Origin of the sequence: Haematospirillum sp. H1815 (assembly GCF_012102705.1) — a bacterium.
Taxonomy (GTDB): domain Bacteria; phylum Pseudomonadota; class Alphaproteobacteria; order Rhodospirillales; family Rhodospirillaceae; genus Haematospirillum.
The window spans coordinates 263,481-286,884 of sequence record NZ_JAAVTA010000001.1 but is presented as its reverse complement, the minus strand read 5'-3'; the positions used below and the strand labels follow the sequence as shown (position 1 = coordinate 286,884).

At 52.5% G+C, this 23,404-nt stretch carries 28 protein-coding genes and 1 tRNA gene; 5 read left to right on the top strand and 24 right to left on the bottom strand.

Translation table 11 applies throughout. The features are described 5' to 3' along the window. Window positions 1-73 precede the first annotated feature (73 nt). On the bottom strand, window positions 74-1,009 hold the full coding sequence (gene prmB, locus HEQ60_RS01380; protein WP_209315347.1) for a 50S ribosomal protein L3 N(5)-glutamine methyltransferase: 936 nt from the start codon (window positions 1,007-1,009) through the stop codon (window positions 74-76). Between the two features lie 163 nt (window positions 1,010-1,172). Between prmB and HEQ60_RS01375 the strand changes: the two genes are divergently transcribed. The 3 genes from HEQ60_RS01375 (at window position 1,173) to HEQ60_RS01365 (ending at window position 3,511) form a co-directional block, all read left to right on the top strand. Further along, window positions 1,173-1,853, top strand: coding sequence for a hypothetical protein (locus HEQ60_RS01375; RefSeq protein ID WP_168068731.1), 681 nt, complete (start codon window positions 1,173-1,175; stop codon window positions 1,851-1,853). A gap of 153 nt (window positions 1,854-2,006) precedes the next feature. Further along, the gene (locus tag HEQ60_RS01370; protein ID WP_168068729.1) at window positions 2,007-2,807 is read left to right on the top strand and encodes a motility protein A; all 801 of its coding nucleotides are present in this window, start codon (window positions 2,007-2,009) and stop codon (window positions 2,805-2,807) included. A 29-nt stretch (window positions 2,808-2,836) separates the two neighbouring features. Beyond that, window positions 2,837-3,511, top strand: a complete 675-nt coding sequence (locus HEQ60_RS01365) for a flagellar motor protein MotB (RefSeq protein ID WP_066135507.1) — start codon at window positions 2,837-2,839, stop codon at window positions 3,509-3,511. Between the two features lie 11 nt (window positions 3,512-3,522). Here HEQ60_RS01365 and HEQ60_RS01360 read toward each other — a convergent pair whose 3' ends face one another. The 9 genes from HEQ60_RS01360 to HEQ60_RS01320 form a co-directional block, all read right to left on the bottom strand. Next, window positions 3,523-4,347, bottom strand: coding sequence for an MBL fold metallo-hydrolase (locus HEQ60_RS01360; protein ID WP_168068727.1), 825 nt, complete (start codon window positions 4,345-4,347; stop codon window positions 3,523-3,525). Next, window positions 4,344-5,129, bottom strand: coding sequence for an S-adenosyl-l-methionine hydroxide adenosyltransferase family protein (locus tag HEQ60_RS01355; protein WP_168068725.1), 786 nt, complete (start codon window positions 5,127-5,129; stop codon window positions 4,344-4,346). Before HEQ60_RS01355 ends, HEQ60_RS01360 begins: the two co-directional genes overlap by 4 nt. A 21-nt stretch (window positions 5,130-5,150) precedes the next feature. Then, on the bottom strand, window positions 5,151-5,570 hold the full coding sequence (locus HEQ60_RS01350; protein ID WP_168068723.1) for a MerR family transcriptional regulator: 420 nt from the start codon (window positions 5,568-5,570) through the stop codon (window positions 5,151-5,153). A 158-nt stretch (window positions 5,571-5,728) separates the two neighbouring features. After that, on the bottom strand, window positions 5,729-6,049 hold the full coding sequence (locus HEQ60_RS01345) for an integration host factor subunit alpha (RefSeq protein WP_066135498.1): 321 nt from the start codon (window positions 6,047-6,049) through the stop codon (window positions 5,729-5,731). Window positions 6,050-6,171: 122 nt separating this feature from the next. Then, on the bottom strand, window positions 6,172-7,146 hold the full coding sequence (locus HEQ60_RS01340) for a beta-ketoacyl-ACP synthase III (RefSeq protein WP_168068721.1): 975 nt from the start codon (window positions 7,144-7,146) through the stop codon (window positions 6,172-6,174). Continuing rightward, window positions 7,146-8,255, bottom strand: coding sequence for a phosphate acyltransferase PlsX (gene plsX, locus HEQ60_RS01335; RefSeq protein WP_168068719.1), 1,110 nt, complete (start codon window positions 8,253-8,255; stop codon window positions 7,146-7,148). The genes HEQ60_RS01340 and plsX overlap by 1 nt, the downstream gene beginning before the upstream one ends. Window positions 8,256-8,299: 44 nt before the next feature. Continuing rightward, window positions 8,300-8,482, bottom strand: coding sequence for a 50S ribosomal protein L32 (gene rpmF, locus HEQ60_RS01330; RefSeq protein WP_082811943.1), 183 nt, complete (start codon window positions 8,480-8,482; stop codon window positions 8,300-8,302). 89 nt (window positions 8,483-8,571) lie between these two features. Continuing rightward, the gene (locus HEQ60_RS01325) at window positions 8,572-9,120 is read right to left on the bottom strand and encodes a YceD family protein (protein ID WP_168068717.1); all 549 of its coding nucleotides are present in this window, start codon (window positions 9,118-9,120) and stop codon (window positions 8,572-8,574) included. Further along, the gene (locus tag HEQ60_RS01320; RefSeq protein WP_168068715.1) at window positions 9,120-9,692 is read right to left on the bottom strand and encodes a ubiquinol-cytochrome C chaperone family protein; all 573 of its coding nucleotides are present in this window, start codon (window positions 9,690-9,692) and stop codon (window positions 9,120-9,122) included. Before HEQ60_RS01320 ends, HEQ60_RS01325 begins: the two co-directional genes overlap by 1 nt. 209 nt (window positions 9,693-9,901) lie before the next feature. Between HEQ60_RS01320 and HEQ60_RS01315 the strand changes: the two genes are divergently transcribed. Next, window positions 9,902-10,423 carry an outer membrane protein assembly factor BamE gene (locus HEQ60_RS01315; RefSeq protein WP_168068713.1) on the top strand — a complete coding sequence of 174 codons (522 nt, stop codon included), beginning with the start codon at window positions 9,902-9,904 and terminating at the stop codon, window positions 10,421-10,423. 76 nt (window positions 10,424-10,499) lie between these two features. Here HEQ60_RS01315 and HEQ60_RS01310 read toward each other — a convergent pair whose 3' ends face one another. The 14 genes from HEQ60_RS01310 to HEQ60_RS01250 form a co-directional block, all read right to left on the bottom strand. Beyond that, a complete protein-coding gene (locus HEQ60_RS01310; RefSeq protein WP_168069112.1) occupies window positions 10,500-12,584 on the bottom strand; it encodes a sodium-translocating pyrophosphatase in 2,085 nt (694 codons plus the stop codon). A 146-nt stretch (window positions 12,585-12,730) separates the two neighbouring features. Beyond that, window positions 12,731-13,207, bottom strand: a complete 477-nt coding sequence (locus HEQ60_RS01305) for a hypothetical protein (RefSeq protein WP_168068711.1) — start codon at window positions 13,205-13,207, stop codon at window positions 12,731-12,733. A gap of 46 nt (window positions 13,208-13,253) precedes the next feature. Further along, window positions 13,254-14,225, bottom strand: coding sequence for a thiamine-phosphate kinase (gene thiL / locus HEQ60_RS01300; protein WP_168068709.1), 972 nt, complete (start codon window positions 14,223-14,225; stop codon window positions 13,254-13,256). Then, window positions 14,209-14,757, bottom strand: coding sequence for a transcription antitermination factor NusB (gene nusB / locus HEQ60_RS01295; protein WP_168068707.1), 549 nt, complete (start codon window positions 14,755-14,757; stop codon window positions 14,209-14,211). The genes thiL and nusB overlap by 17 nt, the downstream gene beginning before the upstream one ends. Window positions 14,758-14,772: 15 nt before the next feature. Beyond that, the gene (ribH, locus tag HEQ60_RS01290; RefSeq protein WP_168068705.1) at window positions 14,773-15,231 is read right to left on the bottom strand and encodes a 6,7-dimethyl-8-ribityllumazine synthase; all 459 of its coding nucleotides are present in this window, start codon (window positions 15,229-15,231) and stop codon (window positions 14,773-14,775) included. A gap of 4 nt (window positions 15,232-15,235) precedes the next feature. Continuing rightward, entirely contained in the window at window positions 15,236-16,360 is a 1,125-nt protein-coding gene (ribB, locus tag HEQ60_RS01285; protein WP_168068703.1) for a 3,4-dihydroxy-2-butanone-4-phosphate synthase, read from the bottom strand. A gap of 32 nt (window positions 16,361-16,392) precedes the next feature. Continuing rightward, window positions 16,393-16,986: a riboflavin synthase gene (locus HEQ60_RS01280; RefSeq protein WP_168068701.1), complete on the bottom strand. Its 594-nt coding sequence runs from the start codon at window positions 16,984-16,986 to the stop codon at window positions 16,393-16,395. Further along, entirely contained in the window at window positions 16,987-18,141 is a 1,155-nt protein-coding gene (gene ribD, locus HEQ60_RS01275) for a bifunctional diaminohydroxyphosphoribosylaminopyrimidine deaminase/5-amino-6-(5-phosphoribosylamino)uracil reductase RibD (protein WP_168068699.1), read from the bottom strand. Window positions 18,142-18,143: 2 nt separating this feature from the next. Next, the gene (gene nrdR, locus HEQ60_RS01270) at window positions 18,144-18,614 is read right to left on the bottom strand and encodes a transcriptional regulator NrdR (protein ID WP_168068697.1); all 471 of its coding nucleotides are present in this window, start codon (window positions 18,612-18,614) and stop codon (window positions 18,144-18,146) included. A gap of 37 nt (window positions 18,615-18,651) precedes the next feature. Continuing rightward, entirely contained in the window at window positions 18,652-19,953 is a 1,302-nt protein-coding gene (glyA, locus tag HEQ60_RS01265) for a serine hydroxymethyltransferase (protein ID WP_168068695.1), read from the bottom strand. A gap of 64 nt (window positions 19,954-20,017) precedes the next feature. Beyond that, a complete protein-coding gene (gene rpiB / locus HEQ60_RS01260; RefSeq protein ID WP_168018843.1) occupies window positions 20,018-20,452 on the bottom strand; it encodes a ribose 5-phosphate isomerase B in 435 nt (144 codons plus the stop codon). Window positions 20,453-20,544: 92 nt separating this feature from the next. Then, on the bottom strand, window positions 20,545-20,739 hold the full coding sequence (locus HEQ60_RS10915; RefSeq protein WP_416046623.1) for a DUF6898 family protein: 195 nt from the start codon (window positions 20,737-20,739) through the stop codon (window positions 20,545-20,547). A gap of 152 nt (window positions 20,740-20,891) precedes the next feature. Beyond that, window positions 20,892-20,967 (bottom strand) — tRNA-Glu (locus tag HEQ60_RS01255). 70 nt (window positions 20,968-21,037) lie between these two features. Next, complete coding sequence (locus HEQ60_RS01250) at window positions 21,038-22,132, bottom strand: enoyl-CoA hydratase/isomerase family protein (protein ID WP_168068693.1); 1,095 nt, start codon at window positions 22,130-22,132, stop codon at window positions 21,038-21,040. 258 nt (window positions 22,133-22,390) lie between these two features. On the opposite strand from HEQ60_RS01250, the gene hemB reads away from it, so the two are divergent. Further along, window positions 22,391-23,404: a porphobilinogen synthase gene (hemB, locus tag HEQ60_RS01245; protein WP_245183684.1), complete on the top strand. Its 1,014-nt coding sequence runs from the start codon at window positions 22,391-22,393 to the stop codon at window positions 23,402-23,404.

The following is a 23,404-nucleotide window of genomic DNA, read 5'->3' as shown; positions in this document are numbered from 1 at the left end:
GCAGCGTAAGACAGCGGTTACGGCAGGCTACAACAAAGTATAGCCGCGCGCGAGCCTTGTTGAATGCCGGTGCCTATCCGTGCCCCCCGGCCAGTAATTGCTGACGGGTCAACCAGAAGACCTCCCCGAAACTGCTTTCGGTCTCGATCCACAAGAAGTCAAGATCAGGATACTCCGCCTCAAGAATCTCTCGCCCGGTACCGAATTCGCACAGGATACCGCCTTTTTCGGTCAAATAGTGCGGGCTCTCACGCAAAATTCTGCGAACAAGGTCGAGCCCATCCTCACCAGAGGCCAAAGCCATAGAGGGTTCGTGCCGAAACTCCGGCGGCAGAACCTCCATGGACGAAGCATCAACATACGGCGGGTTCGTCAGTATTACGTCGTATCTTCGCCCTTTTAAGGGAGAGAAGAGATCGCCCTCGAACAAACGGATACGATCCTCAAAAGCATAGTCTTTTACATTGCGCCGGGCGACCGACAAGGCCTCAGGAGACAAATCCACCGCATCAATGTCTGCTTCGGGAAAAACATGGGCTGCAAGAATTGCTAAGCAGCCCGAGCCGGTACACAGATCAAGAACATGGGCCGGTTCAGTCGGATCATCAACCAAGGCCAACCCTTCCCCGGAAAAAATACCCGAAAACAGGATTTCGCCAATGTAGGAGCGCGGAACAATCACACGTTCATCAACATAAAAGGGAAAACCCTGAATATAAGCGCGATTGAGAAGATAGGAAGCTGGCTTCCTGGTCTTTACCCGGGTCTCGATCAAACCGGCAAGGCGAGTTCTTTCAGGCGTGGCCAGCCTGGCATCAAGATAAGGCTCAAGCTGGTCAACAGGCAGCCGCAGGGCCTCCAGAACCATGAAAACAGCCTCGTCCCACGCTGAAGTGGTTCCGTGGCCATAGCTGAGGTCTGCAGCATTGAACTGGCTGACAGCATGGCGGATGAAATCACGGACCGTCCTGAACTCAGCAACGGCGGTCACGGTGTCGATGCCAGTCATATGATAAAAACTCCCACAAACCCTGAAAATCCAGACAAGAGCACTCTATCTACCAAGGGCGGCAAAGCGATACAATGCATCCCCGAACAGTTTACGGCTCTTGCCATATGACAGAAAACAGGATACGGCACAAAAAGATGTATGCACCCGCCCTGGATCAGGAATGATACTCTCCCCCCTTGTCATGTCCGAAATACCCACTGCCTTGGGTGTATTTTCGACTTCTCTGGAAGGTACCGGCGCAGCGCAGGCTGCTGTTGAGCGTATTGCCTTTACCTTGGCGTATGTGGATTCCGGGGACGACATCACACTTTCACAGTGCCCCGAACAACGTCAGGAAGCCATTGAGCTTGCCCAGTCCTTTGGAATGTCTGTCTCATCACAACCGCCTGAAGACGGCTTTACATGGGACGGACGGGTCCTGAGCGGAAACATGGAACCATCTGTTATTATTCACGATGTTGCCCACTGGCAGGTTTGCGCCCCTGAACGCCGCCACATTCCTGACTTTGGCCTTGGTGCAGGACCTGAAACAGGACTCAAGACTCAGGCAAACCAATGGATGAGCGTTCATGGCATACAACGGGAAATGGAAGAAGCCATGGCCTCGTTACTTGGCATCCTGTGGGAAGTTGAACTGGGACACCCGGCGATCCTAGCGTTCCTGGAACAGAATTGGCTGGAGGGTGGTGCCTCTCTTCACAATCGCCAACACTTCCTGAAAGTCTTCAACCATCTACAGCATTATGGCTTGCTGGATACGACGGGATGCCCAACCAGGATCGTGCGCACAGCACCGGATACAGAATTTCTCGACATTTTCATTACTCCAAACGTGTCGTAAGCAAAGCAGTTCCAAAATGGTCTGACCGACCAACAGAAACAGAACCACAGCAACCCTTGCAGAAAATGGCATTTTCCAGTCATCGTGTGTAAGCGGTACCTTGGCATCACGTCGGGTATTGCTGTTTTGCCGGTTGGGCAGGCGGGGCAAACCATGTCATTCGCAACGGTTTTCGGTGCCATTCTGGGGTTTGGATTGTTTGTCGGTGCTATACTGCTCAGCACTGACAACTTCATGCTTTTTATCGATGTTCCCAGCCTGATCATGGTGGTGGGTGGCACATTCTCCGCGACCTTTGTGTCATATGAGCCACGCTATGTCATACAGGCAATGCTAAGCCTGCAATCCATTTTATTCACAAACAAGGTGGGGCAAGGCATCTTGACCCACGAAGTTGGACGGATTATCCGCTGGGGCTATATCATCCAGAAGAACGGATTGGCCGGACTGGAATCAGATTCCGGGAAGGTGCGAAAATCCGACCGCTTCCTGGGCTTTGGCATTGATCTTGTGGTTGCTGGTTATACAGGGCCAGAACTCCGCGAGATTCTTGCGGCTACAGTTGAAAGTACGTTCCAGAGAAATACGGTACAGGCTGATATCCTGCGCAACATGGGCGGTATTGCCCCCGCCTTCGGCATGATTGGAACCTTGGTCGGATTGATCATCATGCTGGACTCCATGGGGGGTGATCCATCCTCCATTGGTCCGGGTATGGCCGTTGCCTTGGTCACAACGCTATACGGCGTCATGTTTGCACGTATGATCTTGTTGCCTGCGGCTTCCAAGGTGCAACAGCGTGAAGAAATCATACGCTTCCGGAACTACCTTCTTGCAGAAGGGCTTGCCCTTCTGGCAGAACGCAAAAGCCCTCGCTACATTCAGGACAAGATGAATGCCTTCCTGGATCCAGCAGCACACTTCAGCATAGATCGGTCACGCTCCAACGCCTGAGCCAGCACGCCAGAAGGAAGACGACCATCATGATGGGCAATGGCAACAATCAATTTTCCCGCCCCTCACCACCCGCAGATGATGAAAGCTGGATTGCGACTTTTGCCGATATGGCGACCTTGTTACTGGCTTTCTTTATACTGCTGGCTGCCATCTCGAAAATCGATGCTGTTGCCTTCGAGCAAGTCAGCGCCGGGATGGCCAAGGGGGTTGGAAAACGGGAGATAAAAACCCCGACCGAGGACCTGAAGCAGCAAGTGCAAAAATCTGTCACATCCCTGAAAATGCAGGATGTTGTTGCCATTTCGACAGACAGTCAGGGCATTGTCATGGAAATGGGATCCGGGTCGTTCTTTGCCCCGGACAGTGCTGAGCTGGATGAGTCTGCACGGGAAATATTAGCCAAAATCGCTGCAACAATTGGCGCAGAACAATTTAAAAGCTTTCAGATTGAAGTTCAGGGGCATACCGATGACAGCCCACCTGAAACACCTCAGTACCCATCAAACTGGGAACTGTCCGGTGCCCGTGCCGGCACTGTAGTACGGTATTTCGAGGAAGCCGGGATTCCCCGGGCACGTATGAAAACAGTGGGAATGGCTGATACGGCGCCAAAGGTTGCAAACCGGGGGCCTTACGGCGATGTGCTTCCCCAGAACCAAGCCATAAACCGGCGTGTTGTGGTCCGAGTCTATCCACGGTGATGTCCTGATAATCAGGATAAAATAAGTTCCATTGTGTCGCGCGCAACCAAGGTCCCACTCCAGAGCCGTTTGGCCCGCTCCTCAATCTGGGACATGATCAGGTCATCGTGGTCAGGGTCATGATGGAAAAGCGCCATATTTCTAGCCCCTGCCTTCTGGCACAGACGCACACCTTCTTCCCATGTGGAATGGCCCCAACCGACCTTGGCAGGAAACTCTTCATCTGTGTAGGTTGAATCATAGATAACGAGGTCTGCCCCTTCAATCAGGGATAAAATTGCGGTGTCAGGCTCACCCGGCTTATGCTCCGTATCCGTCACATAACAAATCGACAGGCCATCCGCTTCTACACGGTATCCTACGGCACCATCTGGGTGATTCAAAGGTGCAGTACGCACCAGAACACTATCGGAGAATGCCAGTGGATTACCTGCGTCATAATCTACAAACTCGAGACGAGCCTTGAGAGCCGAAAGGGGGACTGGAAACAAGGGGCTTGCCATTTGGGTCGAAAGAACCTGTTTAATCCCCCCGTAATCGTGCAAATGGCCTGCATAAATGCGCATGGAGAAATCGGCACGAAACAGAGGTGCAAAAAATGGAAAACCGCTGATATGGTCCCAGTGCGTATGAGACAACAGCATGTTGGACTGCGAAATACCCCTGCGGAGCATATCATTGCCCAGACCACGCATACCTGTTCCCGCGTCAAGAATCAGGTGTTGATCGTTGGCCGTGATTTCTACACAGCTGGTGTTCCCGCCATAGATCACATGAGAGGGGGAAGAGCACGGAATGCTACCCCGAACGCCCCAGAATTTAACACGCAAGCTCATGACAGACCTGACCTGACAAAAACAGGCATTCCGGGCACGATCCCAAAAGCCGAGGCTATAGATCCGTTGCGTACAGCAAGCTCCACCAACCCGTTAGAATTGATATACCAGAACGGCACCCCGCTTTCCCCCATCCCGAACGTGCGCTGTTTGCGCAACAGATATCCGCCAACCTCTAAAGCATCTTGATTATCTATCTCCCCACCACGCATACCTGTCATGGCATTACCATAATGGTCAATATAAACCACCTTCTGCCATACGGCTTGCCTGATGCCTGCAGAACACCGAATTATGTCATCAGAACCAACAATAGTGGCGACAAGCGGTGCTCTACATGTGGGACCGGGGGTATATCCGCAGGCCAACGCCGCCGCCGCGGGAGCAAAAATATCCCGGGCGTGAAACGTCGCACTTGCCGATTCAGGAAACCAATCAAGACTCCAGATCTGTGCTTGCGGATCATCGTCGATAATCCGGCTAAGCAACCCATTATCCGGCCCCACGTACCAGAAACCACTTGAGTATACAATCAATGCTTGGCGACTGGTGCCAACACCCGGATCGACAATACACATAAAAACTGTCCCCCTCGGAAAAGGAGAACGGCAGTAAGATGGTATCAAGGCTGCTGCAAAAACTGGTTCAAAAGCAGGAAGATCATGAAACAGATCAATGACAGGAATAGACGGCGCCCTCTGAGCCAGAACAGCCTTGACCTGACCAATATAAGGTCCACTCACCCCAAAATCAGTCAATAATACCAGCACAGCCACCCCCATGGCACGCGCGGACCACCATGATCAGGCAAATTCAGGCATACCAAGAAAAGCGCGAACATCCTCCAACTCAGCAAGCACAGACTCAAGCTCCCGCCTTTGCTCACCGGTCAACCCCTGAGGGAGAGATACGTCACTATCCTGTTCTGATGTAGTCGGCACAAGGCATTCAAGAGCATTCTGTTTCGTACAGAGCAATCTTTGCACGCCGCGAATTGTATAGCCTTGGTCATAAAGGCATGAGCGAATATCCATCAGCAAGGCGATATCTTCAGGACGATAGTAACGCCGTCCACCACCACGCTTCAAAGGTTTGATCTGGGAAAACTGTGTTTCCCAGAAACGCAGAACATGCTGGGGAACACCAAGATCTTCCGATACTTCACCAATAGTACGGAACGCATTCTCGGATTTTACGGGCTGTTTTTCTTTTCTAGACTGCACTGTTTTTACATCCTGAACTCGCCTGCACCGACACAGACGCCACAGGCTGAAACACTAGTGTACCCTACATAACTATACAGATAATGCACAAAGAAAGCAGGGCGCCACAAACTCTTTCTGGCGCCAAAACGGAAAAAGGAAGAAACAGGGAGCCCGTATTAGCGAGCTTTTCCTGCTTTCTTGGCCAAACCATCATTAATCTGGTCCTTCAGCAACTGTGAAGGCCGGAAAGTCAGAACCCTGCGCGGGAGGATAGGAACTTCCTGCCCCGTCTTGGGATTCCGGCCAATTCTCTGCCCCTTCTGCCGCACAGAAAAGGTGCCGAATGAAGAAATCTTGACAATCTCTCCCTTGGCAAGAGCTTGGGAAATTTCGGCAAGGACCATTTCCAGCAAGTCTGCAGACTCGTTACGGGAAAGTCCCACCTCTTGATAGACAGACTCACTGAGATGGGCCCGTGTAATGGTGCGTTCCGACATGGAGACCTCGCTAAACCAATACCGCACATGACGGTATATGCACCAAGTAACAGCGTCAATATCAAAGACTTGAAGATGTCCAGAACAAGAGACATCTCGTACACATTGTCAACCACAGGGCTTCACATCCTGACCAGAGCAGAACCCCACGTAAAACCGCCCCCCATAGCCTCCATTAAAACAAGATGACCCGGACGAATACGGCCATCACGCACAGCCACATCCAAGGCCAAGGGAATAGACGCTGCCGACGTATTGGCATGCTGATCAACCGTTACAACGACTTTCTCGGCAGAAACACCAAGCTTACGGGCTGTTGAGTCCAAGATCCGCTGATTGGCCTGGTGCGGCACAAGCCAGTCAATAGCATCGATGCCAAGCTGAACAGAGTCCAAAGCTTCCTGTACAACAGACGACAAATTATTGACGGCGTGACGAAAAACATCTCGCCCCGCCATCCGTAGGGATCCCACTGTTTTTGTAGAAGACGGACCACCATCTACATACAAAAGGTCATGATGCGTTCCATCTGCATGCAGGTGGGTAGTGAGGATGCCACGATCTTCGCAATCACCCTGCCCTTGCTCAGCTTTCAGGACAACGGCACCTGCCCCATCACCAAACAAGACACAGGTACCACGATCAGACCAGTCCAGAATACGGGAAAACGTTTCCGCACCAATAACAAGCGCCGTTTTAACCTGGCCCGCTTTTATAAAGTTATCCGCAACAGCAAGGGCATAAACAAAGCCTGAACACACGGCCTGGATATCAAATGCCGGGCCACCGACGCACCCCAACCGGGCCTGAACACGCGTTGCCGTTGAGGGAAACGTCTTGTCCGGAGTCGCCGTTGCCAGAATAACAAGATCAACATCAGAACAATGAACGCCAGCAGCATCAAGTGCTCTTTCTGCGGCAGCAAAGGCAAGATCCGATGTCAACTGACCATCGGCCGCGATATGACGCTGCCGAATGCCGGTTCTCTCGACAATCCACTCGTCAGATGTATCAACGATAGACGCCACCTCGGCGTTGGTCATAACACGCTCGGGAAGGAATGATCCCGTACCACACACAACAGATCGCCAAACCATCACGTTTCCATAGTCTTCCCGGAACTGCTGTCCGGCGTAGCAACAAACGTAGCATCGATGCCTTTATCAACTGCACCCGGGTTTACAGCCGCAATATCAGATTGAACATCCTGACAACCTAGCTTGATCTTGTCATTCAAGTTATCTGACACAAGATCAACCGCTACGCCAATCGCGTTAGCAAAACCAATACGATCTGTACCCCCGTGGCTTTTGACGCAAATACCATTTAAGCCGAGGAACAAAGCCCCGTTATACCGCCGAGGATCCGTTTTCTTCCGAACATGCGCAAGGGCACCACGCGCGAGAAAATAGCCCAAGCGCGACAGCATACTGGATCGGAAAGCTTCTTTCAGGAAAGATCCATACAGCTTGGCCGTGCCTTCTGCAGTCTTCAGGGCAACGTTGCCGGTGAACCCATCGGTTACGACGACATCGACGGTGCCCGCACCAATATCATCCCCCTCCACAAAACCTTTAAACGCCATAAAATCACCGGGAAAACCCCGCAAAACAGTAGCAGCTTCACGGAGACTTTCGGTCCCCTTCTGATCTTCGGAACCAATATTGAGAAGACCGACCGAAGGCTGCTTGGCATGAAGCAAGGTACGAGCAAAAACGCTGCCCATCACAGCAAACTGGACCAAATTACGGGCACAGCACTCTGCATTGGCACCAAGATCCAGCATAACGCTCTCGCCGCGACACGTGGGGATCAAGGTTGCTATTGCTGGACGATCAATGCCAGGCAATGTCCGCAAACTGAGCTTGGCCATTGCCATCAGAGCACCGGTATTACCGGCCGAGACAACGCCAGCGGCTTCACCGTCTTTTACAGCCTTTATGGCCAACCACATGCTTGAATTACGACCCTGCCGGACAGCAAGAGACGGTTTGTCCCCACTGGCAACAGCATCGGGCGTGTGGCGGACAGAGCAAAAAGGACGAATATCATCAGAAAGAAGGGGGTCGATTTTTGCGGAATCGCCAAAAACCAGAAAATGAACATAAGGGTAACGCAGGCGCGCTACCTTAATACCCTCGAGAACCATATGGGGGGCTTGGTCGCCCCCCATAGCATCAAGCGCGAGAATGAGCCGACTGCTCAAGACATCACCTCAAACCCTGGTTTCACAGCCCACAGACAACCGGCTCAAGCCGCTTCGGAAGCAACAACCTCGCGGCCGTCATAATGACCACAGCTTCCACAGACATGATGAGGACGCCTCATCTCGCCGCAGTTAGAGCACTCATTATGGGCACCCGCAGAGACAGAATCGTGGGAACGACGCATGTTGCGACGGGACTTGGAGGTTTTTTTCTTGGGAACGGCCATTTTTCGCTACTTTCAATCCTGTTCGGGCCTGCATGGAAGCCAGCCTTAATATACAAAAAGCACAAAAACCGCAAGCATCATACGCATCCTTAATCCTTGCGGAGTTTACCAAGGGCTGAGAAAGGGCTTTCTCTCTCGGGCTCATTCACGCTGACCCCGGGCGGAACAGCCAGAGATGCACCCTCGAAGCGGGCAAACGGGTTGATTGACAATCCTAGATGCTCAGCCGCAATATCCCCCAGATCGATCATCCCATTAACAATTGGTTCGGGTGGATCTTCGCCCTCGGGATCAAAAGCTACTTCGGCAGAGTCTGCCCCATCCGGAGAGAAGGTATAAGAAAGACTGAAGCGCTCGGTAAAAGAAGTTACAAAATCCTGCAGGGAGACGCCACAAACCTGTGTAATTTCTGCCGAAAACTCACCTTCAGCCCGTATAATATCGCCAGAGGCAACGGCCTTGAGATGGACCCTCGCCTCAAACGATGAAAGCGCGACCAATCCAAACCGGGCGGCCAAGGCCTGACGTTCCTCTGCCGAGGCAGACAGCACAAACCAGCGCCCCCCGGCAGGCAGGCGTTCAACATTGACTGGTCGTGAGAACTCAGGTTCCACAGTAAGATCTGGTACACTTGCCATCAGGCATCAATCCTTGCTCGTTCATCGGTAGATGGCGTCCACCACGCCAGCCGGTTGCCCACAACATCCTGAAAAGACTGCTTGGTCATATGCTCAACGATCTGCAGGACACAGACAGCCATGCTCCTGACCTGTTCTGCTGCGGGGCCTGGCGCTGGAGCCGAGCGGTACAGATTTCGCAACAAGGCTGCCTCAAGTGCCTGGATATCGCCAGACTCAACAGGGGGCTCATAAGCCGCAACACGACCATAATAAGCCTTTGCCATCCCTTTGATATGTTTGCCAACGCTCAGATCTCCAACGCCCATTTCGCGTAAATTACGGTCCATATCGCGAAACATGGCATCAAATATTTCTTGGGCAAAGGCAGACGATTCTTGGGTTTTCTCAGCTCTGACCCGATGAATCAACAAAAAAACATAAAGCGCTATCATATCAAAGCGGCCATCCACAGTATCAGGGACACCGCAACATTCGAAAAAGAACGGGGCACGCGCCCGGGACACAGCGGAGACGTACAGGTCTTCGGCAGCACGGCGCCGACGCCGCTGGGACAGAAAAGCTGAAAACATGGTTACGCTCTCTTTTAAAAGCCGGATCAACGCAGATACATCTGGTGTAACGTGGCCGTCCGAAGTGGACAATGCCTGAAATATAAAGCACCCAGCGTCAGCAACGGGTAGGCTGGACCTGATCCAGGTTTCGGTCTATGTATTGGGACTTGGCGCAGCCAGTGTGCAGCCGACCAATGAACGGATACCCATACCTGACGGATATGCCAATGCCAAGGATCGATCATTCATCACTCTCTGCGTTATTGCGTCGCAGCACAGTCACGGCCTTGGCGCTTGTACTGCCTGCCGTCACGTTACTCTCTGCCTGCTCTCCGGATATCAAGGCTCACGGCGCGCTGCCAACAGCTACCCAGATGGAGCATATACAGGAAGGGCGGAGTTCAAAGGCTGATGTTGCTGCTGCGCTGGGCTCTCCTTCGACCACCTCACTCTTCGATGGAGAGGAAACGTGGTACTATATTGGCTCCAAGCAGGAGCAGTTTGCTTTTTATCCGAACGAGGAGCTGGAGCGCTCGGTTATCGCCATACGTTTCGATCGTTCAGAGACAATCCAGAGCATTCAGCGCAATGGCCTGAAGGATGGTGCCGATGTGACCTTGGTCGCCCGCGAAACACCGACTGCAGGGAATAAATTAAACATTTTTGAGCAACTTCTTGGTAACATCGGGAAGTTTAACAAAGATTCTACAAGTACATTTGACGGTAAATCAAATATACCAGGTCAATAACAGACAGATACTCCTGATATGAGAGAAAGGTGGCAGACTTCTCATAGTCTCCCACCTTTCTTTTTAAGAATGCTATTTATCCTGCAACAATCGCAAGCAGCAGTATCGCAACAATATTGGTGATCTTGATCATGGGGTTTATCGCCGGGCCAGCCGTATCCTTGTATGGATCACCGACAGTATCGCCAGTAACAGCGGCCTTGTGAGCATCGGAGCCCTTCCCTCCATGATGCCCCTCTTCGATAAACTTCTTTGCATTATCCCATGCGCCACCACCCGACGTCATAGATATTGCCACAAACAGCCCCGTGACAATCGTTCCCAGCAACATGGCTCCCAAAGCTGTAAATGCTGGCACAGGCCCACCTATAGCCCAAACCAGGGCGGTAAGAAGAATCGGTGCCAGAACCGGCAGCAGAGAAGGAAAGATCATTTCGCGAATAGCCGCTTTGGTTAACATGTCAACGCATGTTCCATACTCTGGCTTTGTAGTACCCGCCATAATACCGGGCATCTCGCGAAACTGGCGTCGCACCTCGACCACAACAGCCCCAGCAGCGCGCCCCACAGCCTGCATGCCAAGAGCTGCAAACAGGTACGGCAGGAGACCACCAATAAAAAGCCCCACCACCACATAAGGGTCGTGCAGCACAAAGGCAATCTCCATATCAGGGAAGTAATACTGGAGATCCTCAGTATACGCGGCAAAAAGTACCAAGGCCGCCAGACCAGCAGAGCCAATGGCATAGCCTTTTGTAACGGCTTTCGTTGTGTTTCCAACGGCATCCAGGGCATCTGTGACCTTGCGTACATCCGGCGCAAGGTTCGCCATTTCAGCAATACCACCTGCGTTGTCTGTTACCGGGCCATAAGCATCCAGGGCAACCACCATACCCGCCAAAGCCAACATCGTTGTTGCTGCAATAGCAATACCGTACAACCCGGCTGCGATATAGGAAACGATAATACCAACGCAAATGCATAAGACAGGCAAGGCCGTTGCTTCCATGGAAACAGCCAGCCCTTGGATGACATTGGTACCATGCCCCGTAACAGACGCATCGGCGACAGAATGGACCGGACGGTGATTGGTTCCCGTATAGTACTCTGTGACCCAAACGATAAGACCTGTTACCGCCAGACCCGTCAGGGCACAGATCACGAGAGGCCCGGGTGCGACCCCTGCAAGCCCAACCCCTTGGCCAAAAGTAGCCTCATCGAAAAGCCAGAAAGTAATGGCGACAATCAATATACCCGAGAAAACAGCGGAACCGATGAAGCCCTTGTAAAGGGCATTCATGATATTACCGTCCGCCCCCAGTCGCACCAGATAGGTTGCAAGAACTGACCCTATAATGCACACAGCACCAATCAGCAGCGGATAGAGCATCATGAGTGGTGCCAAGCTTTCGGGAAAGAAGATAGCCCCAAGGAGCATGGTTGCGACCATCGTTACAACGTAAGTTTCAAAGAGGTCTGCCGCCATACCGGCACAGTCCCCGACATTGTCGCCGACATTATCGGCAATCACAGCCGGATTGCGGGGGTCATCTTCGGGAATGCCAGCCTCGACCTTTCCAACCAGATCAGCACCAACATCAGCTCCCTTGGTGAAAATGCCACCTCCAAGCCGGGCGAAGATGGAAATCAAAGAAGCGCCAAAGCTAAGCGCAACCAAGGCTTCCAGCACATTCCGCCGGGGAATATCCATCGTATTCAGGAAGAAGTAATAACCGGCAACTCCTATAAGCCCAAGCCCGACAACCAAGAATCCGGTCACCGCCCCCGAACGGAAGGCCACTGACAGGGCGGCTTTCACACCCCCACTGCGCGCGGCTTCGGCTGTACGAACATTGGCCCTGACAGAAACATTCATACCAATGAAGCCGGCAATACCGGACAGAACCGCACCAATCACAAAACCGGCGGCGACAGCTAACCCAAGGCGCCAACCCAAGAACAAGCATATTACTGCACCAACAACAGCAATGGTTGTATACTGACGTCGAAGATAAGCCGATGCACCTTCTTGAACAGCATCTGCAATACGCCTCATATCTTCCGTCCCCACCCCTGTGGCAAGAACAGAGCGCGTAACAAGAACGCCGTACAATATGGCAAGAGATCCACAGGCAAAGATAAAGACATAAGAGGCTGTCATCATTTACCCTCCAGTCCGAAGACGACGGGTGAGCGTGACAGAAGCGTGTCCAGACCGCAACAATTGGTTGCCGCCCAAGGAGAAGTAAAAAGAAAGAACAAGACCCTCTATTCCATACCCAACACCCCAAGGGCAGAAGTATGGAATCAGCGATCAAAAACGGAGATAACCATCACCTCGCGCACAGCACCAGGCCCGGCAATACGGTCCGTTATTCCCTGAAGACGCTGCTTGAGAGCACGAACATCCAAGGTAACACGCGCATGAATTTGCTCAGGAACAACAACATAAAGCATCTGCAAATACGCAGCCTGTAACTTGGACATATGCCGATTTACAACCTCTTGCTGTCCTGGCTCGACATCCAGACGCAGGGTAATGGTAAAGTTCTTCTGAACCTCACGATCACGCACAACCGGCACAACAAAGGGCGGAAGGTCAACAAAAACAGGATCAACCTGAGGCTGCACCATAGGTGCCGGAGTCTCTGGCTCCTCGACACGCGCCTCCATCGGAGTGATCATCCCGGTAAAATCGGGAATAACGCCGAATCGGACCAAGCCGACAGCTCCAAGAGCAATGATAACGACCAGAGCAACCACCAACAGCATGAGGCGGAGCATCGACCCTGTCCCCATTTTCATATTGCCGAGATGCCTGACGATACCATCAGAAGTGCTTGAAACCAGTTTTTTTAGGCTGCCATGTCCCCCCGGAAATCCCCGTTACATGACAACCATTCCCTTCTATAAAACGACCAATAACACTGAGGGGAACGCCATCCACCTCGGATGGAAGATCAAAGGAAGGGTCAATAGCCATAAGAAGCTCATAATCATCACCACCGGCCATAACAGCCTTATAGAGCGATGGATCGCTCGTCACACAACAGTGTACTGGCCCAGAAAGAGGGACATCGGCCAACGCAATATCAGCCCGCAAGCCAGAAAGATGGCACATATGGCCAAGATCCTGAACAAGGCCGTCCGATATATCCATGGCCGCCCGTATACCGCCGGACAGAGCAGCCGGCACAGAAAGTCTTGGACGGGGTATACGATACCGATCGACAAGAAAACCTTTCCCTGCCTGATCACAGGATAACCCCATCCCCCCCTGAGCTGCCATCAAGCCAAGTGCACCGTCCCCAATGGTGCCTGTAACCACAATCAGATCTCCAAGCATGGCAGACCCACGCCGCAATGCTGTCCCGGAAGCAACCGTACCCATGGCAGTAACAGTGAAACTAGCCGGTCCCGGCGTAGCAACAGTATCCCCTCCCAGTAAGGGGATGCCAAAAAAGGCTACATCATCTGCCAGACCACGGGCAAAAGCCACCAGCCAGGAATCAGATGTACCCACGGGAAAGGCACAGGTAAGCAGGAAGCCACAGGGATCCGCACCCATGGCCGCCAAATCAGATAAATTCACCCGAAGCACCTTGCGGGCAATGGACTCCGGAGGGTCATCAGGCAAGAAATGAACTCCGGATACCAAGGCGTCTACCGTGACCACTAACTCTTGCCCGGCTGGTACACCAACAACGGCAGCATCATCCAGAAGGCCATAGGCTCCCGGACAAGAACGGGCTAAAGGCGCAAACAGATCCGCAATAATCTGGAATTCAGACCGTGCCGTCATTATTGCCATCAGAACGGGGTTTATGCACGGCGTTCATCTCCTCGGGGCGCAGCTGGCGAGCCAACTTGTCCATCATGGCATTGACCATCCCGGGCTCAGATCCATCAAAGAATGAGCGTGCAATATCAACATACTCCGAGATACAGGCCCGCGCAGGCATATCCGGGCGTTCAGAAAGCTCATAAACACCGCAGCGCAATACAGCACGAAGAAGCGGCTGCAAACGGGCAGGATCCCAGCTGGATCCCAAAGAACCATCAATAATGGCATCAAGGCGAGCAGCCGATGCGTGAACCCCACGAACTAGAACCGCGAAAATCTCCGCATTCAGCTCTATCAAGGGCACAACATCCTCGGTTTCCAGATCCAGATCCTCTTCAATCACTTCACCGCCAATTGCACCGGTCATGAAGTCATTAATGACGGCATCCACAGGAGCCGATGTCAGAATAATCTGATAAGTTGCCTGAATAGCTGCCAGACGGGCTGCACTACGACGAAGAACGGTATCGGAATTCTTGTGCTTTGTCATGTTTGGTACGAGCTCTCAGAGCCCTATTTCCTTTTTTATCTGCATCATGGCCAAGCACGCTGCTGCCGCCTGACCGCCTATATTTTTCCGGTCAGACCGGGCACGCTCCACTGCCTGCTCCCGGGTGTGACATGTCAGGATACCGCTTCCAGAAGCCAAGGAGTATTCAAGAATCAGGCGCTGGACACCACGCATTGCCTCTCTGCAAATATGCTCATAGTGGTCGGTCTCACCACGGATAGCGCATCCAAGGACAACGTACCCTGCATAGCGTTCCTCTATGGCACGCAGCTCCATAGCACGGATTGCAAAACGAATGACAGCAGGAACTTCAAGGATACCGGGGACAATAATCCGCTTATATCCTACGCCATGCTCGGTCAGTTTCTGAATAGCTCCCTTCACCAGATGATCTGTAATATCATCATAAAAACGTGCCTCAACAATCAGAACGCGCGGCGCTGCAGAAACCATGGCTTCAGTCCCTCATACCTTCATCGATTGACCGCCAACCGCTGACGCGAAGGCCGTACCCATCCAGTCCAATGATATTTTTTTCCGAGTTTGACAACAGGATCATATCCTTCACACCCAGGTCCAGAAGGATCTGCGCCCCGACACCATAATCGACAAGCCTTCCACGATCATCACCCCCCTTTATTCTCTCCCTTAGATGATCGGTCAATGTCGAACGGTTTGGCTCGCGCAACAGCACCACAACGCCACGATCGTAACGGCCAATCATATCCATTGCAGCCTGCAACTGCCCTGCCTTGCCGCAATGGACATCACCCAACACGTCATCCAGAACATGCAGGGCATGCATCCGGACAAGCACCGGTTCTGGAAGGGACAGATCGCCTTTTGCAAGCGCAATATGTTCAGCGTAGTTCGAAGTATTTGTGTAGACAGACATGGTCCAGTCCCCTCCCCACTTCGAGGTAAACGAGCTTTCAAGGACCTTCTCCACCAGCTTTTCTGTACGACGGCGCCAAGCAATAAGATCAGCAATGGTCGAAATCTTCAGCCCGTGCCTCTGGGAAAATGCCACCAGATCCGGCATCCGGGCCATACTGCCATCATGGTTCATGATCTCGCAGATAACCCCCGCAGGGGTCAGTCCAGCCAAACGGGCAATATCAACCGCAGCCTCGGTATGCCCGGCGCGAACAAGAACCCCGCCATCACGGGCCATCAAAGGAAAAACATGCCCGGGGGTCGCAAGATCATTCTTGGTCTTCCCTGGATCAATGGCTACCGCAATTGTCCGAGCCCGGTCCGATGCCGAGATACCGGTCGTAACACCTTCGCGCGCTTCAATTGATACAGTAAAAGCTGTTCCCAAACGCGATTGATTGTGACTGTCCATCATCGGCAACTGCAATGCATTACAACGGTCAGCCGTCAGGGCCAGGCAAATAAGGCCACGACCATGCGTTGCCATGAAGTTCACAGCTTCCGGTGTTGCAAACTGCGCCGGAATAACCAGATCACCCTCGTTCTCACGATCTTCATCGTCAACCAAGATAAACATACGCCCATTACGGGCTTCTTCGATAATCTCCTGGGCGGGAGATAAACACTCAAAAAAATCAGAAGACACAGACAAAGCTCCGGATCTAGGAAACAGTGCGGTCAGGTCAAGCCAGAACCCGTCAATCTGTCAACATAACGCGCAAGAAGATCAATTTCAAAATTATGCCTGGTACCAATACCCGCCCCTCCCAGCGTTGTCACCTTTCTGGTGTGGGGAATGACCGAAACCTCGAAGGATGCTTCAGACACAGCATTGACGGTCAAGGAAACCCCATCCACAGTCACGGATCCCTTGACCGCAACAAAGCGAGACAGGTGCGGTTCAACCTGAAAAACTATCCGGACCGCATCATGGTCGGGGATCAGGTTGGTCACCGTTGCAACGCCATCAACATGACCCGAAACAATATGCCCCCCGAATTCATCCCCCATACGCATGGCCCTCTCCAGATTGATCGACGTCCCCGGAATCCATTCACCCAAAGTTGTAACGGCCAGCGTTTCGGGAGACACATCAGCGGCAAACCACCCGTCGCCCTTGTCAACAAGAGTCAGGCAACAGCCATTACAGGCAATAGATGCACCGAAAGGAATATCCCCCGTCGGATAGGATGTCGAAAAAAAGAACCGGGTTCCTTGTTTCCTTTCAATATGCTTGACGGCACCCAAGTCTGTGACAATGCCGGTGAACATTCAGATTAACTCCTTGCCAACACCCCGGCCCACGGAAGCATTCTCAGCCTCCAAGGCCGTAACTGTATCACTGCCACAGGCATAAGAATATTTGTATAGAAATCTATTTATCTCTGAAAGACGGGATAACGCCAATGCACCAACACCGTCAATGCCATCGGCACCAATAACTATCGGGGCATGAAACCAGACAACACGGTCAATCAGACCAGCTTTCAGAAATGAAGCGGCTACAGCCCCCCCACCTTCCAGAAAAACACGTGTAAAACCACGTGATCCCAGCTCCTTGGCAATATGGCAAGGATCAAGATGATCCAGACAAAGAACCTCAGCCCCACGATGCCGGAGGGAGGCAACACGCGCCGAGTCAGAAGATGACGATGTTATAATCAGAACCGGCGCTTCCCGCGATGAAGATAGAAGCTGCGCGTGATCGGGCAACCGCAAGCGCCCATCAAGCACAATGCGCACAACCGGACGCCGGTCAAAACCAGGAAGACGGCAGCGCAAATCCGGATCATCAGCCAAAACTGTACCTGAACCAACCAAGACCGCATCATGCTCTGCCCGCATACAATGGACAAGATGCCTTGCCGGCTCTCCCGTGATCCAGCGGCTTTCGCCCGAAGCTATCGCTATTTTCCCATCCATACTAGTTGCCAGCTTCAACGTAAAAAGTGGGCGATCACGCTTTATGCGGGAGAAGAACCCTTGGTGCAGATCAATCGCGGCATCAGAGAGAAGGCCAGTCGACACCTCTACCCCCCCCTTGCGAAGCATATCGAGGCCGCGACCGCTCACACGCGGATCCGGATCAGACGATGCCACAACACACCGGGCAATTCCGGCTTCAATCAGAGCCGTGGCACAAGGAGCAGTCTGTCCAAAGTGACTACAAGGCTCCAAGGTCACGTAAGCTGTGGAGCCACGTGCCTGGTTTCCTGCCTGCAAAAGGGCAACGGTTTCAGCATGAGGCCTGCCGCCGGGTTTCGTCCACCCCCGCCCCACAACAACACCCTGAGGAGAAACAAGGACACAGCCAACAGAAGGATTGGGCCACGTATTACCTAACCCCCTCCTTGCCAAGCCAAGAGCAAGCCCCATAAAGTCATGATCAGCGTCAGAGAAACCCCTGTATACCTTGCCTGCATCCATAATCAGCGTTCCGCTGTTGGCTCGGCACCACCAAGGGTTTCAACGAACTCCTCAAAATCACGAGCTTCGCGGAAATCCTTGTAAACAGAAGCGTAACGCACATAGGCGACAGGATCCAAAGCCTGAAGGGCTTCCATAACCATTTCACCAATGGTGGCCGAAGGAATCTCCGTATCGCCTGAACTTTCAAGTCGCCGCTGAATGCCATTGACGACACGCTCCAAACGCTCTTCGTCAACACGGCGTTTACGACAGGCAATGTGGATAGACCGGGACAGCTTGTCCCGGTCAAAGGAAACACGCTGTCCGTTATTCTTGATAACAATCAAATCACGCAGCTGCACTCTCTCGAAGGTCGTAAACCGGGACGAGCATGCCAAACAGAAACGACGACGACGAATGGCTGAATTATCCTCTGTCGGTCGCGAATCTTTAACCTGCGTATCATCATTGCCACAAAACGGACAGCGCATAGTAATCCCCTGCGGTACTTCACATTCTCGCCGGAGCTTACAACATTTTATCCCCATGAGGATAGATGGGGAACTGGTGGCATAATGCACCCACTTCGGCCCGTACAGCCACTTCGACCGCGCCATTGTCCTCTCGGTTGGCAGACAATCCATCCAGGACCCGAATAATCAGACGACCAACAGTCCGGAATTCCTGCTCACCAAAACCGCGTGTCGTTCCAGCCGGCGTACCCAACCGAATACCGGATGTTACCGTCGGCTTCTCCGGATCAAATGGAATGCCGTTCTTATTACAGGTAATGCCGGCGCGCTCCAGAGAAGCTTCCGTGATATTACCCGTCAAACTCTTGGGACGCAGGTCCACAAGCATCAAATGCGTATCGGTGCCACCAGTTACAATATCCAGACCGCCTTTGACCAGTTCATCAGCAAGGGCACGGGCATTGGCAACAATCTGGGCCGCATAATCACGAAACTCGGGACGCAACGCCTCTCCAAACGCAACAGCCTTAGCTGCGATAATATGCATCAACGGCCCACCCTGAAGACCGGGGAACACGGCCGTATTGATCTTTTTTGCCAACTCCGGATTGTTGGTCATGATCATACCACCACGCGGGCCTCGCAAGGTCTTGTGCGTCGTGGTCGTGACAATATCAGCAAATGGTACAGGACTGGGGTGAACACCGCCAGCTACCAACCCTGCGAAGTGAGCCATATCCACCAGAAGCAGAGCCCCAACCTTGTCGGCAATAGCCCGAAAACGGGCAAAGTCAATATGACGGGGAATCGCAGAACCACCTGCAATAATCAGCTTTGGTTTATGTTCCGTTGCCAAACGGTCTACTTGGTCATAGTCAACGCCAGAATCCTCGTGCCGCACACCATACTGGATGGCATTGAACCACTTGCCGGACTGGGCCGGAGGAGCACCATGAGTAAGATGGCCGCCAGCAGCCAAGCTCATACCCAATATGGTATCGCCAGGCTGAAGAAGGGCTTGGAACACAGCCCCGTTTGCCTGGGCTCCGGAATGTGGTTGGACGTTGACAAACTCAACGCCAAAAAGCTTCTTGGCCCGTTCTATTGCCAAGGATTCTGCAACATCCACGCACTCACAGCCACCGTAGTACCGTTTCCCTGGATAGCCTTCCGCATACTTGTTCGTCAGCACCGATCCTGCGGCCTGCAGCACAGCCCTGGAGACAATATTCTCTGACGCAATCAGCTCTATCTGATCCTGCTGGCGACGCAACTCTGCGGATAATGAAGCCATTACCTCAGGATCGGCAGCAGAGATATCCTGCGTAAAGTAGGCGGGAGAAACAGCGTAGGTCATCAACAAGCATCCTCTTAACAGGGCATTATGCACCCGGGCCAAAAAACTGATGGAACAGCAGGCGTCAGCTTATTTTCTCAATACGAGCACAATGGCGCCCGCCCTCAAATGCGGTACTCATAAATACACTCAAACAATCAATTGCCGTCTCCACGCCGGTTGTGCGCCCCCCCAGCACAATGACATTGGCATCGTTGTGCTGGCGCGCCAACCGTGCGCCAAGGGCATCATGCACAAGCGCAGCGCGAACGTGACGATAACGATTGGCCGCCATGGAAATACCAATACCGGACCCACACAGCAAAATTCCAACATCAGCAGCACCTGCCGCCAAGGATTCCGCCATTTTCCCAGCGTAATCAGGGTAGTCTACAGAATCAGGGCTGTTCGTTCCAAGATCGAGAAGAGCACAGCCCGCCGAAACCAAGTGTCCAACCAAGGCTTTCTTGAGATCAAGCGCTGCATGATCATTGGCAATAGCCACAGATTTTGGCGTCATTTACAGAACTGCCGCAATAATGAAGAACGGATGGTAATCTTATATACACGTTTGTTTACCTGTGCCATTCAAAAGAGGCAGAGACAATACATTCACGGTTTCTTTGAGCGATTCAGGACCCAAAGCAGCCGGCGCAGGGCTGCCTTTTGCATAAGGGTCGTCGGCAAGGCAGCCGGACAAATAACCTTTACTTCCGTATTTGTGGGCACATGTATCGCAGAAACTTGTGCTGAATTCCCAAGAACTCTTATTTCAAACAGGACCTCATCTGATGATGGCGCAACCATGCATACCTTCCCCGCAACAAGCTCTACACGACTATGCATACCCAAGACGCATATGCATAGTGTGGGGGCAATACATTATTTGCATTAGGTGGATCGCAACACTAGGCGCATAGCTCTACACAAAGCCAGACGCTTGTCAGCGTTCTTATGCGTGGCGTCCCCACGGGGATTCGAACCCCGGTCGCCGCCGTGAAAGGGCGGTGTCCTAGGCCTCTAGACGATGGGGACGCAGGCTCAGGAAGGCGCACTTTGTAAGTCTTGTTCCTCAACCGCGTCAAGATCTTTCTTCTCAGCACTCTCAACAAAACACAAGCTCCCCCTCCTCTGCGGGCCTGAAATAAGCCTCGACCTCAGCAGGAGAAATACTATCGATGTTTTCTGGCACCCATACCGGGTTCCTGTCCTTGTCAATCAGAGCTGCCCGCACACCTTCAAGGAAATCATGCCCCAACGCCATTCTTGGCGCCAACCTATATTCCAAGGCCATTGCCGCATCAAAACCAAGCTCTGCGCCACGCTGCATCTGGTTAAACGTAACAAGAAGCGACAGCGGAGATTTCCGGAGCAACTCTTCACGCTGCTGACACGCCCACCGCGTTCCCTCTGCCGCCAGATCCTTAAGGATCATCGCCACAGAGGCCCCGGAAAAACACCGCCGTATTTCTTCTTGCAAGGCTTGCAATGGCACCGGCCCCGCATCCTCAGAAAACTGCCCCAGAACGCCATCCACTGCGTCAAGGGCGCGTGCTACATCACAGCCTTCAAGAGCACAGGCCAACGCATCAAGAAAATTATCCCGACGATTGCTGGGCATGAAATGCGTAGCGGCACCGGTAAATACCGTATCAGCAGCTGTCATCCTGGCACCTGTCAAAGCCAGATACAGACCGGTCTGACCCGGCATACGCGGCAGGAAGAAAGTTCCTCCGACATCGGGAAAAAGGCCGATTCCAGTCTCGGGCATGGCAAAGACAGTACGCTCGGTCGCAATGCGACGCGTTCCATGTACAGACAAGCCAACGCCACCCCCCATGGTGATGCCATCCATAAAAGCCAAAAACGGTTTTGGATAAATCTTTATCAAACGGTTCAGGCGATATTCAGAAGAAAAGAACTGCTGCAGTGCTACAGAATCGCCACGTCGACCAGCATCAGCCATGGCACGAATATCACCACCGGCACAAAAAGCACGATCCCCTGCCCCCTCAATCAAGACAGCCTTGATTGTATCATCATGCATCCAGACCTGGAGCTGTTGCGTAAGAAGAATAATCTGCCCCAGAGACAGGGCATTCAACGCCTCTGGTCTGTTCAATAAAACCAGACCCAAACCATTCCGGGCAGAAAATACAACCTCGTCAGAGACTGCATGAATCTCGGAGATACACACCATTACAACCCCCTTGAAGCCATAAAGCACGACATAGTCTGATTCCTAGAAGGCATGCATTACACCGTAACAAAGCACTTCAGAAGCACATGCTGCCTACCCCCCAATGCTTCTGTACCACACTCATTCACTCACAGGTGGGCACTCGAGAAACACAGTAGATAAAACGCTCACTCACCTTTATTCTGATATTGGCGAACATGCCTGTCATAGGCCATTATTGCGGCGATCACTCTGCATCATCAAAGGTCTTCCCCATCCATGACTGTTGCCTCCTTGCCTGGATCCTTCCCTCGCCTGCGCATGCGCCGCAACCGTCAACACGAATGGTCCCGGCGCCTGATGGCTGAGAAGATCGTAACAGTCAATGACCTGATATGGCCCGTTTTTATTGTTGAAGGCAAGAACAGGAAGGAACCCGTTTCATCGATGCCCGGCGTCTTTCGCTATAGCACTGACTGCTTGGTTGATGCATCACACGAGGCATACTCTCTTGGTGTTCCAGCAATTGCGCTTTTCCCATGCATTGAAGCATCGATGAAAAACAGTGCAGCAACTGAAGCCCATAATCCCGATAACTTGGTCAACCGCACCATCCGGACACTGAAGGCTGCATGCCCTGAACTGGGAATTATATGCGATGTCGCTTTGGATCCCTATACAGATACAGGACACGATGGCTTGGTCCATAATGGGCATGTTATCAATGATGAAACTGTTGCTGTCTTGGTACAACAAGCCTTGCAACAGGCTAAATCAGGGGCTGACGCTGTCGCCCCTTCCGACATGATGGATGGCCGGGTGGGCGCTGTGCGCGATGCCTTGGACTCTGCCGGATTCAGCAATGTACAAATCATCGCCTATGCAGCCAAATATGCTTCTGCGTTCTATGGCCCTTTCAGGGATGCAATAGGTTCTGCTCAGTCTCTCAAAGGTGGAAACAAGAGAAGTTATCAGATGGACCCTTCCAACAGCGACGAAGCCATGCGGGAAGTTGCCTTGGACATTCAGGAAGGGGCCGACGCCATCATTATAAAACCGGGGATGCCTTATCTTGATATTCTGTCCAAGGTAAGAACCTCTTTCAAGATGCCGACTTGGGCTTACCAGGTCAGTGGGGAGTATGCCATGATACAAGCTGCAGCCCAGAACGGTTGGCTGGACCGTGACCGTGCGATGATGGAAAGCTTGCTGTGCTTCAAAAGAGCCGGAGCCGATGCCATCATGACCTACTACGCCCTTGAGGCAGCTAGGCAAATCGCCAAAGCCCGTTAA